This window comes from Lachnoclostridium sp. MSJ-17 (assembly GCF_018918205.1).
Classification (GTDB): Bacteria; Bacillota; Clostridia; order Oscillospirales; family Acutalibacteraceae; genus Ruminococcoides.
Map to the genome: position 1 here is coordinate 23,125 of NZ_JAHLQB010000083.1, position 16,973 is coordinate 40,097.

Here is a 16,973-nt window from a genome sequence, read left to right on the forward strand (position 1 = left end):
GAACTATAAGAAACATTAGTACTGTGATACTAATAATTGAGGCTGGTAATATTATGAGAAAGCAAACATTTGAATTGAGAAGTATTATGAAGCGTATTATTGAAGAAACAGAAAGTAAGATAATGTCAATTCGTAAAAAGCACCCTAAAAAGAGTGAGCAGTTAACCAAAAACGATTTCTTTATAAATCCAAAGTACAATATTGATTTTCCTGTTTCACGTTCAACGTATGATAAATACTACACATTTGCTCGAAAGAAAAACGCAAGCAGAAAATTTAAGAGTATTGATATTGAAACGCTTTACGCTTTTTGTACTTATAACAACTGTTCTGCTGATTATTTTTTGGGGTTTATTGATACAAAAAGAAAAGAAGCCTCTGCTCCGCAAATTAGAGATGACTTCGGACTGTCGGATAATGCGATGAACACCCTGTCTGTTATAAGAAAAAACTCACCCGAAGTTAGGGGTGAGCTTTCATCTGATATAATGAATCTGATATTGGAAGATACTGAGTTTTGGGAAAAAATCAATATTCACTTGCCTTTATATATTGCTTCACTTACTGAATCAAGGACAACAGAGGTTGATATTGATATGGCAAGATATGGATTAACTAGAGCGTTTGAAGAAATGATTGACAGAATAGCACCTGAAATAATCAAAAGCAATAATCTACCTACTGAAAAATTGAGTACAAGTATATATATCTAAAAAGAACAGAGGTCAGCTTATACATATAAGTACATTGCTAACCTCTGTTCTTCTGTTAAAACCAAATCGTGACAGCGAAGCCGCCGACATAGAAATAAGGGTTTGATTTATATTGGTGTGGTGGAGATGGCGGGAGTCGAACCCGCGTCCGAAAAGTACTTGCCCTGACTTTCTCCGAGCGCAGTCGGTGTTTTGAATCTCCCTTACCGTGCCGCCCATCGACAGGCTACACGGCTCGGCAGCTCCTGATGTGTGACGGGAATCGGAGCGCTTTCCCGTTCACATTTACCTCTTGTCGACGCCCCTTACGCGGCCGAGGTGCTCCGCGCAGGGACGAGCAGCTTACGCTGCTAAAGCAACTGTATTTTTGTCAGTTATTTTAAGTTTGCGGATTTTATGGCGGTTCCGCACCGCCGCTCGCTTATCGGGGTTTGCGCTCCCCGTCGAAACCTTTACATCCCCATATCGTGCGAAGCTGTATGCTTCGCAGTGAAGTTTTCTTATTATCTGCCCTGCTCCTTGAGAGCGCGCTCGATATCGCGCTTTGCAGTGCGCTTTGCCATGTCCTCGCGCTTGTCATAGAGCTTTTTGCCGCGGCACAGACCGATTTGCATCTTTACCCTGCTGCCCTTGAAATACAGGCTGATGGGGATCAGCGAATAACCCGTCTGCTTGACGGCGCCGTAGAGCCTGTTGATTTCCTTTTTGTGCATGAGCAGTCTGCGCACGCGCATAGGGTCTCGGTTGAAAATATTGCCGTGCTCGTACGGAGAAATGTGCATTCCGTTTACAAAGATCTCGCCCTTCTCGATCGAGCACCAGCTGTCCTTTAGATTGACCCTGCCGCTGCGGATGGACTTTACCTCAGTTCCGCACAGCTCTATTCCCGCCTCGAAGCTCTCCTCGATGAAGTAATCGTGGCGGGCTTTTTTGTTGTTGGCTATGGTTTTGAGCTCGTTCATATCTCGTTCCTGCCTTCCAGAGCCTTGGCGAGAGTGTACTCGTCGGCGTACTCGAGGTCTCCGCCCACGGGTATTCCGTAGGCGAGACGCGTGACCCTGATTCCCATCGGCTTGAGCAGTCCAGAAATATACAGCGCCGTAGCGTCGCCCTCAACCGTCGGATTGGTAGCCATTATCACTTCGGACACGCCGCCCTGAGCAATCCTCGCGAGAAGCTCCTTGATCGTCAGCTCCTCCGGGCCTACTCCGTTGAGCGGAGAAATCGAGCCGTGCAGCACATGATATGTGCCGCTGTACTCGTGAGTATTCTCCACCGCGGTAACGTCGCGCGGTGTTTCGACAACGCAGATAACGCTGTGGTCGCGCGACTGTGAGGCGCAGACCGGACATAGCTCTTTGTCGGTGAGGTTGCAGCAGCGGCTGCAGTAGTGTATCTTGGTGTGGGCGTCAATGACAGCCGACGCCAGCTGCTCTGCTTCTGTTTTTGACAGATTCAGTACATAATATGCAAGGCGCTGGGCGGTTTTATGACCGATGCCGGGCATTTTTTCAAACTGCTCCACCAGATTTTCCATCGGAGCGACGTTGTACTGAGCCATATCAGAACATTCCCGGGATATTCAAGCCGCCCGAGATGGACTCCATTCTCTCTTCCTTTTCCTTTGCGGCGCTTCTGAGCGCTTCGTTCGCAGCAGCCATAACGAGGTCGGCGAGCATCTCAACGTCCTCGGGGTCTACGACCTCGGGGCTGATCTCGACCTTGACAAGCTCCATCTTGCCTGTTACCGCGACCTTGACGGCTCCGCCGCCTGCCGCTGCTTCATATTCCTTGGCTTCAAGCTCTGCGGATACCGCTTCCATATCGTCCTGGAGCTTCTGCGCCTGACGCGCGAGCTGCTGGATATTGTTTGCTCCGCCGCTGCCGTAGCCCTTGGGTAATCTTGCTTTCATATCATTTACTTCCTTTCAGTTTTTCGTGTTAATTTTCTTCTGTATACTCAATCCCGCTCTCGGCGAGCTTGTTCTTGAATTGCTGCAGGGGGTCTGTTTCCTCCTGCTTCTTCTCCTCCAGACGGTACGGACCGAGTCTGTACTGCTTGCCGGTGTTGGCTATTAGCGCTTCACGTATCGCGCGGCGCTTCTCGGGTATTCTGAGCATCCTGAACGCGAGGTCGCTTTCAGCCTTGATCAACAGATAATTTCCGTTTACGAACGCCTCGGAACCGCTGAGCGACGCGGCTATGCTCGCCGACGCTCCTCTGAAGCTCTCGACAAGCTCCGGCCAGTTCGGGAACGGCTTGGCTTCTCGGCTCAGAGCTACTATGTCAACCTCGCCCTGACGCTGCACGGGCTTTTGCACGGGCTTTTGCACGGGCTTTTGCACGGGCTTTTGCACGGGCTTTTGCTCAGGTTCAGGCTCAGATTGCTTTTGCGGCTCCGCGGAAGCGGCTTCCTCAGCCTTTGGCGGCTCTGCCGCAGCGCTTTTTTCTTCTGACCCGACCGTCTCTTTGTCCTCGATCGGCATCGGCGCCGGCTGTGATGCCTGCGCGGCAACAATGCCCTTTCTCAGCGCCTGCTCGAGCGCGGTTATTCTCGCGGCGATCGACTCGTTTGTCACGTCGAGCTCGGGTGAACAGAGCTTTACAACAGCCATCTCAAGCTCGGTGCGGTCGCCTGTTCCCTTTCCCATTCGCTGATATGCGCGCGAAAGTACGTCCATATAGAACACGATGTCCGCAAGCGAGAGATAGTCCGCCTGAGTTACGCTCTGCTCGTACTCGCTGTCGGAAAAGACGACTATGTCGCGCGGGTTTGAGACGGATTTTATCATCATCAGCGCGCGGAAATGCGAAATCAGCTCGTCGCACAGCAGCGGCATATCCTTTGCCTCGCCGTAGAGCCTGTCGATGATTCCGAGAGCCCTTGAGGTGTTCTTGTTGATAACGCAGGAAGCGAGGTCGTAGAGATAGCCCTTGTCGGCAAGACCCGCCGCCGTACGCACAACTTCACTGTCAACATCGCGGCTTATCGCGATACAGCGGTCGAGCAGCGACAGAGCGTCGCGCATCGCGCCGTCGGAAACAGAGGCGATCAGCATTGCCGCGGAGTCGTCGAGGGTTATGTTCTCCTGATTGGCGACATAGAGCAGTCTGTCTGCGATATCGCGCGGCGGAATGCGGTGAAAGTCGAACCGCTGACAGCGCGACTGTATCGTCAGCATGATCTTGTGGACCTCGGTCGTCGCGAGGATAAAAATCACATGGCGCGGAGGTTCCTCGAGAATTTTGAGCAAGGCGTTGAAGGACTCGGCGGTGAGCATGTGCACCTCGTCGATGATATATACCTTGTAGCGGCACTTGTAGGGCGCGCCCTGAACCTCGTCGATGATTCCGCGGATGTCGTCGATTTTGCGGTTTGACGCGGCGTCCATCTCAAAAACGTCGATAGACGTGCCGTTGTCGATCTCGCGGCAGATCTCGCACTCGCCGCAGGGACTTCCGTCCTTCGGGTCGAGGCAGTTGACAGCCTTGGCGAGAATCTTGGCGCAGGTGGTCTTTCCCGTACCGCGAGAACCTGTAAACAGATAGGCGTGGCTGATACGGTCGTTTTTCAGCTCATTCCGAAGGGTAGTGGTGATGTGCTCCTGACCCGCGACGTCGTCGAAGGTCTTTGGCCGCCACTTCCTGTACAATGCCTGATACACGCTGTCACCTCCGCTGAATAGAAAAAGCAAGCCGTCTGCCGAATGATGACGGCGGCGTGCAAATAAGAGAACGACAGACTGACTGTATCGCATCGGAAACACTGCTTAATGCTGCTCGGTTCCCCGCCTGACATGGTTCACAGGCCCCAATCGCACAGGGCCTGCCGCTCGCTTATTTGCACGCGTTGACTGCTTGCGTCTTTTTTTATTATAACATAGATATTTCAGAAAATCAAGTATTTTTGTTATTATTGCCCGGCAACATCATTTACTGTCAGTTTATCCGTAGAGGAGCCTCTTGCGGGCTCCCGGAGACGTGCACGTTCCCGGACGGTCACAAGGGCTGTCCCTACGGAATAATCTATGGTTTTCGGGAAAAATCAAATTCTGTTGCCGCAGTATTACGCCGCATTCTTCTTTTTGCCGATGCTTTCGATCTTTTTGTCGATCTTTGTCTTTTTGAAGATAAACATCACAATGAGCGCGGCGATAGTGCCTATAGCCATGCCCGCGAGGACGTCCGTCGGAAAGTGGACGTAATTATAAAGCCGCGAGAACGCTATCAGCACGGCGAGAACGTATGCCGAAATACCAAACGCGCGTCTTTCCCTGACAGCGATAATCAGCGCCGACGAGAACGCCGCTATGGTGTGTCCCGACGGGAAGCTGTAGCCCGACGGCGCGACTATGTTAAGCGTGATGTCGGTGTTGATAATGAACGGACGCGGACGGCATACGAGGAATTTCAGTCCGTATTCTCCCATAAACAGTCCGAGCAGAAGCGCCGCGAGAGTGATGACTCCCGTAACGCGCGTCTTGCGGAAAAACAGCATTATCAGTCCGATGATTATCCAGACCGCTCCCTTGTCGCCCATATAGCTGAACACGAGCATCACCGGGTCGAGAACGAAGTTTTTGATCGCCGCCTGAATAAAATCCAGAATGGCAAAGTCGATCGAATATATCAATTCCATTAAATCGCTCCTTATTTTTCGTATTTCGAGAGCTTTGAGTACAATTTCTCGTCCGCGATAGCCTCGACCTCTACTCCGTCGGCGGTGTATTCCTCTGAGAGCAGCGTGCCCCTGTCGCGTATCTCGCTTACGATACCCGCGTCCGCGAACGGAATGAGCAGGCTCACGCGCTTCATGCGGACGGGCAGGTTCCTTTCGATAGCGTCGAGCAGCCTGTCAATGCCTTCGCCGGTCTTTGCGCTTATCCTCACGCAGTTCTCAAACTCCAGAGGAATCACGTTTCCGTCGAGCAGATCGCACTTGTTGAGCACGGTGATTATCGGTCTGTCCTGAGCGCCTAGGGATTCGAGCAGGTCGTTAGTCACACTGAGGTGAACCCTAGCCTCCTCGCTCGAGGCGTCGCAGAGGTTGATGATAATATCCGACTGCGCGGCTTCCTCGAGGGTCGAGCGGAAAGCGTCGACAAGGTGGTGCGGCAGTCTGCGGACAAGACCTACGGTGTCGATGAGCATTACCGAAACGCCGCTCGGGAGCTTCAAGGCGCGCGAGGTCGGGTCGAGAGTCGCGAACAGCTTGTCCTGCGCGAGTACTCCCGCGTCGGTGAGGGTGTTCATAAGGGTGGACTTGCCGGCGTTTGTGTAGCCGACGATGGCGCAGGTGATGACTCCGTCCTTCTCGCGGCGGCGGCGCAGCATACTGCGGTGCTTTTCGACCTCGGAGAGCTCCTCCTTGAGCGTTTCCATGCGGCGGCGGATATGACGGCGGTCGGTTTCGATCTTCGTTTCACCGGGACCTCTCGTGCCGATACCGCCTCCGAGACGCGACATCTCTATTCCCTTACCGGTAAGCCGCGGCAAGAGGTACTTGAGCTGCGCGAGCTCTACCTGCAGCTTGCCCTCCTTTGAACGGGCGCGCTGAGCGAAGATATCGAGAATCAGCGTCGTGCGGTCGATAACGCGCACGTCGGTGAAGTTTTCAATGTTTTTTATCTGAGTCGGACTCAGCTCGCTGTCAACGACGATCAGATCGAGCTCCTGAGCCTCGCAGAGCTCTTTTATTTCGATAAGCTTTCCCGAGCCGACAAAGGTCGCGCTCTCGGGTCGCTGCAGCTTCTGTGTGAGGGTAAACTCAGGCTCCGCTCCCGCGCTCTTTACAAGCTCCTCGAGCTCACAGAGAGAGGCTTCTGCGTCAAAGTCACCCGTATCTACGCTGACAAGCAGCGCGCGTGTGATTTTTTCTTCGTTTTCTATCATAGCCATAAGATTTATTTCCTTTATTATTTAAAAATATTATTTACTATTCAATTATAAAGTAGTATAATATAAATTTGGAAGAATGTAAATATATTTTTTGAGGTAACCATATGGATAAACGATACGACGCGGTCATTGTCGGCACAGGCGCGGCAGGTCTGTACGCCGCGCTCAGCTTTCCCGAGAGCGTCAGCGTGCTGCTGATTTCAAAGCGCGAGCTGCCCCTTTCCAACTCCTCCCTCGCACAGGGCGGCGTTGCCTGCGTGCTCGACACCGTACACGATAACTACAAGCTGCATATCAACGACACGCTCGTCGCGGGCAAGTACAAGAACACGCTTTCCGCCGTTGAAAAGCTCGTCAAGGAAGGTCCTGCGGACGTTCTGCGCACAAAGGAGCTCGGCGTTGACTACGACCTCAACCCCGACGGCACTATGTGCAAAACGCTTGAGGCGGGTCACAGCCGCCACCGCATTGTCCACCACAAGGACTCTACCGGCAAGGCTATTGTAGACACGCTGATCGAACAGGTCAAAAAGCTTCCTAACGTCGATATTCTCGACAACGCCCTGCTCTATTCCATGCACAAGACGTTCGGCGGCTTCTATCTGAGCGTGCTCAAGGACGGAAAGAGCCTGTACTACGGCTGCAACTACTGCCTGCTCGCCACGGGCGGCATCGGCAGAGTCTATCAGTATACCACGAACTCCGCGATAGCGACCGGCGACGGCATCGCATTCGCGTACATGCTCGGAGCGAAGATCCGCAATCTCTCGCGCGTTCAGTTCCACCCCACGGCGTTTGCCGCGGAAGCAAACCGTGAACGCTTCCTGATTTCGGAGGCGGTCAGAGGTGAGGGGGCCGTTCTTCTCAACTGCAACGGAGAGCGCTTTGCCCACAACTACGACAAACGCGGCGAGCTTGCTCCGAGAGACGTTGTTTCAAACGCTATCGCTCGCGAGGCTCTCAGGACAAACAGCGAGAAGTTCTATCTCGACATCACACACAAGCCCGCGGACTTTATTAAGAGCCGCTTCCCGATGATCTACGCGAAGTGCCTTGAGGAGGGAATCGACATCACAAAGGAGTGGATCCCGGTCTATCCCTGTCAGCATTATCTGATGGGCGGCATCGACGTAAATCTGCACTCGGAGACCTCTATCGACGGACTTTACGCGGCGGGCGAATGCGCCCACACAGGCGTTCACGGCGCGAACAGACTCGCGAGCAACTCACTGCTCGAGGCTCTCGTCTATTCGAGAACAGCCGCCGAGGACATCACGCGCAAGCTGCAAAAATACGGCAGAAAGCCGCTCGGTCTTGAGCCGGCTCACCGTCCGATAACCGGCAAAAAAATGCCGTCGGGCTTCCGCTCACAGATACGCTCGATTTTGCAGGATACATACTTTGTTCTCCCCAAGCCCGAAAAGTACGACGAGAGCTACAAAAGGGTCGAGGAGATAATAAAACAGCTTTTCGGCGAGTACTATGAAATTTCGTCCGACCTCGTTGAAGCGAAAAGCATCGCGGTTGTCGCGAGCATAATTCTGGACGAAGTACGGGAGGGTCAGGCATGATCAACAGCATCTACGTGGACAATATCATTAAAACCGCTCTGCTCGAGGACATCAACTACCTCGACGTCACCACCGATTACCTCATTGACGAGGAACAGGAAAACACCGCGCGTTTTCTTGCGAAGGACGACGGTATCCTCTGCGGCATCGACATCGCGCTGAGGGTATTCAGGATCCTGCAGCCCGAGGGCTTTGAGGCGACCGTTTACAAGAAGGACGGCGACGAGCTGCAAAAGGGCGATATCATCGCCGAGATCAAGGGCAAAACGCGCACCATTCTCAAGGGCGAACGCACCGCGCTGAACCTTATCCAGCACATGAGCGGCGTTGCGACCGCGACCAACAAGGCGGTCAAAATCGTCAAGGGCACTAATGCTTCCATTGCCGACACGAGAAAGACGCTGCCCGGTCTGCGTCCTCTCCAGAAGTACGCAGTAACCGTCGGCGGCGGCAGAAATCACCGATACAACCTCTCCGACGCGGCTATGCTCAAGGACAACCACGTCGACGCGGGCGGCGGCATTAAAAACGCTGTCGCAAAGCTCAAGGAAAAGCTCGGACATATGACTAAGGTCGAGCTCGAGGTGCGCAACCTCGACGAGCTCGGTCAGGCGCTTGAAGCGGGCGTGGACGTTATCATGCTCGACAACATGAGCTGCGAGATGATGCGCGACGCGGTTGAGATAACAGGCGGCAAGGCTCTGCTCGAGGCGAGCGGCAACGTCACCGAGGAAAGACTGAGAGAAATCGCCGAGACGGGCGTAGACATCATTTCGATGGGCGCTATCACCCACTCCGTCAAGGCGTTCGATATTTCACTGAAAATTGCAGACTGATATAGGAGGAATAATATTATGATCAAAGTAGGTATTTTGGGTTACGGCAACCTCGGCAGAGGAGTTGAGGCTGCGATCAAGAAAAACGACGATATGGAGCTTGTCGCGGTATACACCCGCCGCGACCCGTCATCGCTTTCAATAAAGACCCCGGCTGCGGCAGTTAAGAGCACCGCTGACCTCGACACAGGCAAGGAGGAGCTGGACATTCTCGTTATCTGCGGCGGTTCCGCGACCGACCTGCCCGAGATGACTCCCAAGTACGCGGCTATGTACAACGTTATCGACAGCTTTGACACCCACGCAAGAGTTCCCGAGCACTTCGCTAATGTCGACAAGGCGGCAAAGGAAGCAGGCAAGGTAGGCATCATTTCCTGCGGCTGGGATCCCGGTATGTTCTCGCTCAACAGAGTATACGCTTCTGCGGTTCTGCCCGACGGTCAGGCGTACACCTTCTGGGGCAAGGGCGTAAGTCAGGGTCACTCCGACGCGGTAAGAAGAATCGACGGCGTACTTGACGCGCGTCAGTACACGATTCCCGTTCCCGAGGCTCTCGAGCGCGTCAGAAGCGGCGAGAATCCCGAGCTCAGCACCCGCGAAAAGCACCTCAGAGAGTGCTTTGTAGTCGCCGAGGAAGGCGCTGATCTTGCCCGTATCGAAAACGAGATCAAGACCATGCCCAACTACTTCTCAGACTACGACACCACCGTTCACTTTATCAGCGCAGAGGAAATGAAGGCTGACCACAGCGGTCTGCCCCACGGCGGCTCCGTGATCTATTCCGGCACGACCTCCGACGGCACCAAGCACGTAATTGAATACAGCCTCAACCTCGACTCGAACCCCGAATTCACCGGCTCAGTGCTCGTCGCGTTCGCAAGAGCCGCGGTCAGGCTGAACAAGGAAGGCTCAACCGGCGCAAAGACCGTATTTGACATCGCTCCCGCGTACCTGTGCAAAGAATCCGGCGAGGAACTGAGAGCTCACCTGCTGTAAAATTACCCAAATTTCATCTTGACTATACATTTGATTTCATGTATAATGAAGCTAACAAGATGAAAGGAGTTTTGATTATGAAATATATGTGCGAGCCCTGCGGCTACATCTATGATCCCGCAGAGGGCGATCCCGACGGCGGTATCGCTCCCGGCACCGCGTTTGAGGATATCCCGGACGATTGGTGCTGCCCCGTTTGCGGCGTAGGCAAAGAGGATTTCGTTCCCTACGAAGACTAATCAAAAAGCGCCGGTGGGCGCGTTCCCCCGCCTTTTGAGCGGAAAGTTTTCCTTCAGAGCCAAAAAGCGCTTCCTCGGCGGAAGCGCTTTTTTCCGTTATTTTGTGTGGCGGTCTACTCCGTCACGGAGACGTTCAACAGCCTTGACGAGAAACTCCGGCAGCGGTATTCCCAGTCTGCCGAGGTTCTCGAGGATTGAGAGCAGCTCGTTTACTATCAGCCATACGGCGATCATCATGCCGAAGCAGTAGTTGAACGGCAGCTCTGCCCCGACGTGCAGAAGCGCTGAGGAAATCAGGTAGTCGACGACCATTCCGACCGCGACGAGCGCGAGGTAGGCGACCTTCTTGACGATCCCCTTTACCCCGACGCGGCTGCTCAGCTCCCTGCACGACCATGCTGCAGCGATACCGGTTGCGTAGTCGATGATCATCACAGCCGCCAGCACGCACAGCGGAACGAGCAGCACATCCGCGTACGCCGCCAGAGCTCCTATCGCCGCGGCGAATATCGCGCGGAACACATTTTCCTTCATCAAATATCCCTCCTTTCACTTATACTTCGAAATCCAAAAAAATTGCATAAAACTATGCAATTTCCAAAAATAAAAGCAGCTGAAAATTACGTGAAGGTTTTCTGATGCCTATTGTGAAATCAGGAAATATCTGATAACATATATTAAAAACCATTACGGAGAAAGAAATGAATACACAGGAAAGCATCTACGGCGCGCACCGTCCCGCGCTCGAACAGGTCATGGACGGTCTCAGACGCCACATCGAAAACATACGCTCCGAAATGGAGCAGAAGCTCAGCATGGATCCCATTGAGCACTGCCTGAGCCGCATAAAATCCGAGGAGAGCATGCGCGAGAAATGCCGCCGCAACAACCTCCCCGAAACGACCGAATCCGCGCTGAATATTCTCACCGACGCTATCGGTCTGAGGATCGTCTGCGCGTTCGTGGACGACGTTTACACTATCCGCGACTGTCTGAAGGAGTCGGGCGAGTACGAGGTCGTCAAGGAAAAGGACTATATCCGCCACGCCAAGCCCAACGGCTACCGCAGCTATCACATGATCCTGCGCACCAAGGCGGGTTACTTCGCCGAGATACAGCTGCGCACGATTTCGATGGACACCTGGGCGGCTCTGGAGCACCACCTGAAATACAAAAAATCCGTCGGCAGCCGCGCCGCTCTGATCGAGGAGGAGCTGAAACGCTGCGCCGACGAGCTCGCGTCGACCGACTTGTCGATGCAGACGATACGCGATATGATTCTTGAAGCATAAGGACGTGAAGATATGAAAATTTTGTTAGCGGAAGATACTGCGGATTTAAACAAGGTAATATGCGCCGTTCTCAGACACGAGGGCTACGACGTTGACCCCGCCTTCGACGGCGAGGAAGCTATGGAGCGCGTCAACACCGAGGGCTACGACTGCCTGATACTCGACATCATGATGCCGAAAAAGGACGGCATCGAGGTGCTGCGCGAGGTGAGGGAAAAGAATATTCTCACGCCTGTCATCATGCTCACCGCAAAGGCTGAGATCGACGACAGAGTGGCAGGTCTCGACGCCGGTGCCGACGACTACCTCACAAAGCCCTTCGCCATGAAGGAACTGCTCGCGAGGGTGCGCGCGATGACACGCCGCAAAACCGAATACACCAAAAATGACCTGAGCTACAACGACGTTAAGCTCCGCGCCCAAACCTTCGAGCTCACCTCGGAGAACAGCGTGCGCCTTTCGGTCAAGGAATTCGAGCTCATGCAGCTTTTGATGCTGCACAGGGAAAGCGCGGTCTCCGTAGACTACATAATGAATCAGATCTGGAGCCGCGAACCCGACGTTCAGCCCGACACTGTCTGGCTGTATATCTCCTACCTCAAGCGCAAGCTCAAGGCTATCGCGTCGGAGACCGTTATTGAGGGCGACGAAAGCTCGGGCTACATTCTGAAATAGAGGTGAGCGCATGAACGAGCATTCAATCAAGAAGCTTAGAAGAAAATTCATCACGATTTCGTTTTTCTCTCTGTTTTCGGTCATGCTTATCATGGGCGGCACGATTTACTACGGAAACTACTTCACCTCCGTCCGACAGATGGACAACGCGCTGAGTTTTCTTATTGATCACGGCGGAGAGGTTGATTTTGAAGCTCCGGAGCGTCACTGGGACGGATCGACATATGACACCGCCGTGATGACCTCCGACAACTTTTCAGAAGCGATCAGGGAAGCGCTGCGAGAGCTGTTCAACACAAAAATCGACCAGGAGTCGGAGTCGGTTTTCGGTCTGCGATATTTCGCGGTCGTATACCAGAACGACGAAAACAATCCGATCACCTCACACATCAACGAGATCGACGAGAACAGCGCGCTCGAATACGCCGACGAAGCTCTACGCCAAGGCAGCGAATACGGCTGGGCAGGCAATTACCGCTACAAAATCCACCATGATGAAGACCAGACCATAGTTGTATTCCTCAACGTTTCAAATCAGATCGCCGACCAGCGGAGAATCGGTTTTATAGTGCTGATGCTCAGTCTTTTCGGCTCCGGACTCAGCTATCTTGTTATCCGCATCTTTTCAAACCACGCCATACGCCCCGAGATCCGCAATGCCGAAAACCAGAAACGATTCATCACTAACGCCAGCCATGAGCTGAAAACTCCGCTCGCCGTTATCCGCGCGAATACGGAGCTTGAAATGATGATGCACGGCGAGGACGAGTGGAACCAGTCGACGATGAATCAGGTCGACCGCATGACGGGTCTGATCTCAAACCTCGTCCTCATAGCCAAGGCTGACGAGAAGGCGAACAAGGAAGGCAGAAGCGACATCGACGTTTCGGACGCGGTGACAAAGGCTGCCGACGCGTTCATTCCCGTCGCCAAACAGAACGGAAAAACTCTCACAAAGGAGATTCCCGCGGATATCCGCATGGTCGCGAGCGAATCTCAGATACAGCAGCTCGTCACTCTCTTCGTTGACAACGCGATAAAATACTGCGACGACGGCGGCGAAATAAAGGTCACCCTGAACCAGAAGGGCAAGGGCGTGAAAATCGCCGTTTCGAACAACTACGCCGACGGAAAGAACGTGGACTACACGCGCTTCCTCGACCGTTTTTACCGCGAAGATCAGTCACATAACATCGACAAGGGCGGCTTCGGCATAGGTCTGTCGATCGCGGACAGCATTGTTAACCAGTACCGCGGCAAGCTCGATGTAGCGTATCAGAACGGCGTGATCGAGTTCAGCGCGGTTTTGAAGCCATAAACATAAAAGACACCCGAGGGTGTCTTTTTCTTTGCCTTATTTTATTGTGAGCACGACCGAGAATTCACCGGCTCCCACGCTCGCGTACTCCTTGCAGATAGCGGTCAGCCTGCCGTCCTTGCCGAGATAGAGCATAGTCTTGCCGAGGTTCTCCTCCGAGAGAGTTTTTTCGAGATTTTCATCGTACTTCTCGGGCTTTGAGTTCTTGTACTTTGAAACGTAGTCCTTCTCAAGCTCCTTTTTTATGGTTTCATTGACCTCGTCGGAGCTGAGCTTCGCCGCCTTCGCGACGTCCGAGTTTTTGAGCAGCGCGCCTGTCTTTGAGTTGAAGTTGTAGACGGAATAATCGACGGCGTGAGAATAATACACGCGCCTGATGACTACGCTGAGCACGTCGCCGTTCTCAAACCTCTCGTAATCGAGGGAATCGCAGGTCAGACCGATCCTCGAAGCGCTCTCCTGCTCCGCCTTCTCGAAGTCGGGAGTATACTTTTCGGTGATCTCCGCGTTCGCGTCCTCGGCGTCCTCGCTGTCGAGGTTGATAGAAGGAATGCGGTAGGACGCGCTGTAGCTGTTGCCGTTGTTGTCGGTGTACTCAAAGCTCTCCTCGCGCATGACCGATACCTTGTTTTTATTCTTCGCGGCTTGTATCACGACCTCGGGAGCCGTTGTTGTAACGGGTTCCTCTCCGTCGCCGCAGGCGGAGAAAACCACACAAAGCGCCGCAATCAGCGCTATAATTCCTATTCTTTTCATAAAACACCATATACCAATAATAATTTGCAAGTAATTATTATATCACAGTTTGCAAAATTAATCAAGTGCCGCAACACAAGACAAAACCCCGGGATTCCGGGGCGTGAATGTCATTATTTTTGCAGCGGCTCGACACTGCGGTAAACCATGGCGTTGAGAAATTCCGGAAAAACGCCTCTCCAGATGCTGCTGTCATGGACGCCGTCCTTGTTGAGGTGCAGCGCGAGCTTTTCCTCCGGATAGCCCATGCCCTTTAAGCGATTGTACATCTGAGTTACGTCGGGGTCGGTGTCGTATCCCTCGGGTTCGGTGTAAAGATACATGAACGGCGAAGCTTCGCCGAAGCTCTTTTTGCCGAGATATTTTTCCCACATTTCCGCGTCGTACATCCAGAACGACGGCGAGAACGCGCCGGCAGTGCCGAACTTCTCGGGGTATTCCGCGGCGATATAGAAGCATTCCATGCCGCCGAGAGACGCGCCTGTCACCGCAGTGTGGAGCGCGTCGGTGTATACGTTGTAATTCTTCTGAACATAAGGAACGAGCGTGTTCGCCACAAAGTCCGCGAACTTCGTGCCGTCTGTTCCCTCTTCCTCAAAATCTGTGTTGTCCCTCGGGACGCCGATGTTCGGAACAAGCTCAAAATCGCGCTTGCCGATGTTCTCTATCGCTACAACTATCGCCTTATAGCCCGTCGACGCCGTCATAGCCTTGACCTGCTCCGTGGCAAACGAGCTTCCGCTCAGCTCCTGCGCGTACACGTCGGAAAGAAGCACGTTCTCTCCGTCGAGAATATAAATCGTGGAATATTTGTCGACGGAGGTCGCGTCGTAATCCCCGGGCTTCCAGATGTGAACGAGCTTGTCGTAATCTATGCAGGTGAGAGTTACATCGTCAAACTCCGGTTCAAAATCGACCTCCTGACCCTGAGTGTACGGAATGAGCAGATCGTCCTTCTGGTACCAGCCGCTGACGCACTTGTTGAACGCGAACTGACTGAAAGCGGGTCTGTCGGGCTCTTTTCCGTCGCAGATGACGTAAGCCATATTGTAGACGGAGGTATCGCCCTCGCAGGAGAAGGTCACGGAATCGCTGTCCTCGCTCACCTTTTTCATTTCAACGTCCTCGCTCTTGCCGCTGCCGCTGTTGAAGAAGTTCGCCACAGCCTTTTTGCTCTTCGCGCTGTCCCTGAAATACAGGGTGTGAACCGGGCTGTCGTCAGCATTTTTAGCCTCTGTCGCCGAGACCGCCGCTGTACCGCCGTCAGATTCGGACTGAGTTTGCGTTCCGCAAGCCGAAAGCAGCGCGGTTATCATTGCCGCCGATAATAATATTGATAATACTTTTTTCATTGTACAGGCTCCCTTTCTCGTTTTTACAGCAATGCCGCCTCAACGCCTGTTTCACTTCTGATCGCGCTGTCCGTTTTTCCGTTCCACAGCACCTCGTACAGACGGCTGCCGTATTTCACGGTTTTCATTCTGTTCAAAGCCCTGCACAGCGGGTCTGCGTCAGCACCTCCCCAAAGCAGCAGCTCAAACCCGCTCTCATACGCGGCGGACAAGAGAAAACGTCTGCACAGTTCCGCGTCGTTACCGCGCACATACAGATTTGAGATCACGCCGCTTCTGATGATTTCTCCCGCCTTTGGAAATGACGGATAGCCAAGCAATGCCGTCGGAAGGTGTGAAACGAGCTTATATACTCCGTTGTAAGAGCACATTTTATAATACTTTGTCCGGCTCTGGTCGCCGATAAAGCAGCAGGCGATTATCTCTCCGTCGCCGCCGCGCACACAGTAAAAATCCTTTTTGCCGAAGCCTTGATAATCGGGATTGCACGGAGTCAGATCTCTGTTCGCAAAATGCGTTTTCATCAGCACATCAAAACCATGCGTATTGTTCTTCTCGACCTCGATCAGCCTTTTTCCTCTGCCCATGCAATAGGTCGTGTAATGCCCGAGATAGCGGTACTCGGGCATGTTTTTGCGCCGTTTTTCGAGCATTTTTATCACTCCGGTGTTGCCGTCGAGGATAGTCGTGTATGTCGCGGCGCAGTCAGACACCAGCTCGCCCATTATTTTGTAGGCGCGCTGAATGAACGTCAGCCTGCCGCGGTAGTCATGATGGATTTTCAGCCCGGTCAAATAGGCGCATTTTGAAGCATCACCGCCCAAATATTCCGTCCTCACCACAGCTCCGCCGACCGCGATAAGCCTGTTTTCCTGTGTGTCCTCGGCGACAAGGATATACGCTCCGTCCCCGTCGGCTTCAAACGACTCAAGCGGCTGCTCTCCGCGCAAAAACTGAACGTTCATTCCGCCCGCGAAGCTTCCGCTTTCAAATATTTCGCGGATTCCCTCGTTATCTGAGGAGTCAGCGAGCCGCAGAAGGTATTTTCCGTATCGCTCACTTTGGAAGCTCATCTAAGTTCTCTCCTATCGGCACATTCATCTTTTGGTCGACCTCGCCGCCGATGCGCAGGTTCATGCCCCAGAATAAGCCCCACAGCAGCGGACTTGTCCGTCCGAGCGACGCAAAGCCGCGGCTCATCACCGTCCCAAAGGACGAGAATTCCTTTCTCGCGTCTCTGCAAGCCCTGCTGAGTCCCTCGGGGCTTATTTTTTTCGGTACAAACGACAGCTCGCCGTAGTTGTAGCCATCGGCAAGCCACCACTT

The 16,973-nt window shown here is 53.3% G+C and carries 18 protein-coding genes, 2 other RNA genes and 1 pseudogene; 8 read left to right on the top strand and 13 right to left on the bottom strand.

Annotated elements, in window-relative coordinates; genetic code table 11:
* The first annotated feature begins 53 nt into the window (after nt 1-53).
* Nucleotides 54-713, top strand: coding sequence for a hypothetical protein (locus KQI64_RS07125; RefSeq protein ID WP_216524019.1), 660 nt, complete (start codon nt 54-56; stop codon nt 711-713).
* Between the two features lie 118 nt (nt 714-831).
* Here KQI64_RS07125 and ssrA read toward each other — a convergent pair.
* The 8 genes from ssrA to hflX form a co-directional block, all read right to left on the bottom strand.
* Nucleotides 832-1,175: a transfer-messenger RNA gene (gene ssrA / locus KQI64_RS07130) on the bottom strand.
* Between the two features lie 41 nt (nt 1,176-1,216).
* Nucleotides 1,217-1,675 carry an SsrA-binding protein SmpB gene (gene smpB, locus KQI64_RS07135; protein ID WP_216524020.1) on the bottom strand — a complete coding sequence of 153 codons (459 nt, stop codon included), beginning with the start codon at nt 1,673-1,675 and terminating at the stop codon, nt 1,217-1,219.
* Nucleotides 1,672-2,274, bottom strand: coding sequence for a recombination mediator RecR (gene recR / locus KQI64_RS07140; protein WP_216524021.1), 603 nt, complete (start codon nt 2,272-2,274; stop codon nt 1,672-1,674). Before recR ends, smpB begins: the two co-directional genes overlap by 4 nt.
* A 1-nt stretch (nt 2,275) precedes the next feature.
* Nucleotides 2,276-2,626: a YbaB/EbfC family nucleoid-associated protein gene (locus tag KQI64_RS07145; protein ID WP_216524022.1), complete on the bottom strand. Its 351-nt coding sequence runs from the start codon at nt 2,624-2,626 to the stop codon at nt 2,276-2,278.
* A 28-nt stretch (nt 2,627-2,654) separates the two neighbouring features.
* On the bottom strand, nt 2,655-4,379 hold the full coding sequence (dnaX, locus tag KQI64_RS07150) for a DNA polymerase III subunit gamma/tau (protein WP_216524023.1): 1,725 nt from the start codon (nt 4,377-4,379) through the stop codon (nt 2,655-2,657).
* 68 nt (nt 4,380-4,447) lie between these two features.
* An RNA gene (gene ffs / locus KQI64_RS07155) (signal recognition particle sRNA small type) lies at nt 4,448-4,546 on the bottom strand.
* Nucleotides 4,547-4,780: 234 nt separating this feature from the next.
* Nucleotides 4,781-5,353, bottom strand: a complete 573-nt coding sequence (locus tag KQI64_RS07160; RefSeq protein ID WP_201428175.1) for a phosphatase PAP2 family protein — start codon at nt 5,351-5,353, stop codon at nt 4,781-4,783.
* Nucleotides 5,354-5,364: 11 nt separating this feature from the next.
* Entirely contained in the window at nt 5,365-6,612 is a 1,248-nt protein-coding gene (hflX, locus tag KQI64_RS07165) for a GTPase HflX (protein WP_216524024.1), read from the bottom strand.
* A 104-nt stretch (nt 6,613-6,716) separates the two neighbouring features.
* On the opposite strand from hflX, the gene KQI64_RS07170 reads away from it, so the two are divergent.
* The 4 genes from KQI64_RS07170 (at nt 6,717) to rd (ending at nt 10,254) form a co-directional block, all read left to right on the top strand.
* Nucleotides 6,717-8,183 carry an L-aspartate oxidase gene (locus KQI64_RS07170; protein WP_216524025.1) on the top strand — a complete coding sequence of 489 codons (1,467 nt, stop codon included), beginning with the start codon at nt 6,717-6,719 and terminating at the stop codon, nt 8,181-8,183.
* Complete coding sequence (gene nadC, locus KQI64_RS07175; RefSeq protein WP_216524026.1) at nt 8,180-9,019, top strand: carboxylating nicotinate-nucleotide diphosphorylase; 840 nt, start codon at nt 8,180-8,182, stop codon at nt 9,017-9,019. Before KQI64_RS07170 ends, nadC begins: the two co-directional genes overlap by 4 nt.
* A 15-nt stretch (nt 9,020-9,034) precedes the next feature.
* Complete coding sequence (locus KQI64_RS07180) at nt 9,035-10,015, top strand: diaminopimelate dehydrogenase (protein WP_216524035.1); 981 nt, start codon at nt 9,035-9,037, stop codon at nt 10,013-10,015.
* 74 nt (nt 10,016-10,089) lie between these two features.
* Nucleotides 10,090-10,254 carry a rubredoxin gene (gene rd / locus KQI64_RS07185; protein WP_334299539.1) on the top strand — a complete coding sequence of 55 codons (165 nt, stop codon included), beginning with the start codon at nt 10,090-10,092 and terminating at the stop codon, nt 10,252-10,254.
* A 96-nt stretch (nt 10,255-10,350) separates the two neighbouring features.
* On the opposite strand, the gene KQI64_RS07190 is transcribed toward rd, so the two are convergent.
* Nucleotides 10,351-10,788 (bottom strand): phage holin family protein, encoded by a 438-nt coding sequence (locus tag KQI64_RS07190; RefSeq protein WP_216524027.1) that lies wholly within the window; start codon nt 10,786-10,788, stop codon nt 10,351-10,353.
* 167 nt (nt 10,789-10,955) lie between these two features.
* On the opposite strand from KQI64_RS07190, the gene KQI64_RS07195 reads away from it, so the two are divergent.
* The 3 genes from KQI64_RS07195 to KQI64_RS07205 are packed head-to-tail and all read left to right on the top strand — an operon-like array spanning nt 10,956 to nt 13,539.
* Nucleotides 10,956-11,546 carry a GTP pyrophosphokinase gene (locus KQI64_RS07195; protein ID WP_216524028.1) on the top strand — a complete coding sequence of 197 codons (591 nt, stop codon included), beginning with the start codon at nt 10,956-10,958 and terminating at the stop codon, nt 11,544-11,546.
* Nucleotides 11,547-11,558: 12 nt separating this feature from the next.
* Complete coding sequence (locus KQI64_RS07200; protein WP_216524029.1) at nt 11,559-12,221, top strand: response regulator transcription factor; 663 nt, start codon at nt 11,559-11,561, stop codon at nt 12,219-12,221.
* A gap of 10 nt (nt 12,222-12,231) precedes the next feature.
* Nucleotides 12,232-13,539: a sensor histidine kinase gene (locus KQI64_RS07205; RefSeq protein ID WP_216524030.1), complete on the top strand. Its 1,308-nt coding sequence runs from the start codon at nt 12,232-12,234 to the stop codon at nt 13,537-13,539.
* A 36-nt stretch (nt 13,540-13,575) separates the two neighbouring features.
* On the opposite strand, the gene KQI64_RS07210 is transcribed toward KQI64_RS07205, so the two are convergent.
* The 4 genes and pseudogenes from KQI64_RS07210 to KQI64_RS07225 form a co-directional block, all read right to left on the bottom strand.
* Nucleotides 13,576-14,295: a hypothetical protein gene (locus tag KQI64_RS07210; protein WP_216524031.1), complete on the bottom strand. Its 720-nt coding sequence runs from the start codon at nt 14,293-14,295 to the stop codon at nt 13,576-13,578.
* Between the two features lie 113 nt (nt 14,296-14,408).
* On the bottom strand, nt 14,409-15,647 hold the full coding sequence (locus tag KQI64_RS07215; protein ID WP_216524032.1) for an alpha/beta hydrolase: 1,239 nt from the start codon (nt 15,645-15,647) through the stop codon (nt 14,409-14,411).
* Nucleotides 15,648-15,670: 23 nt separating this feature from the next.
* The gene (locus KQI64_RS07220; RefSeq protein ID WP_216524033.1) at nt 15,671-16,720 is read right to left on the bottom strand and encodes a hypothetical protein; all 1,050 of its coding nucleotides are present in this window, start codon (nt 16,718-16,720) and stop codon (nt 15,671-15,673) included.
* Nucleotides 16,704-16,973, bottom strand: a pseudogene (locus KQI64_RS07225) (B12-binding domain-containing radical SAM protein); the annotation flags it as partial. The gene KQI64_RS07220 and the pseudogene KQI64_RS07225, both read right to left, overlap by 17 nt.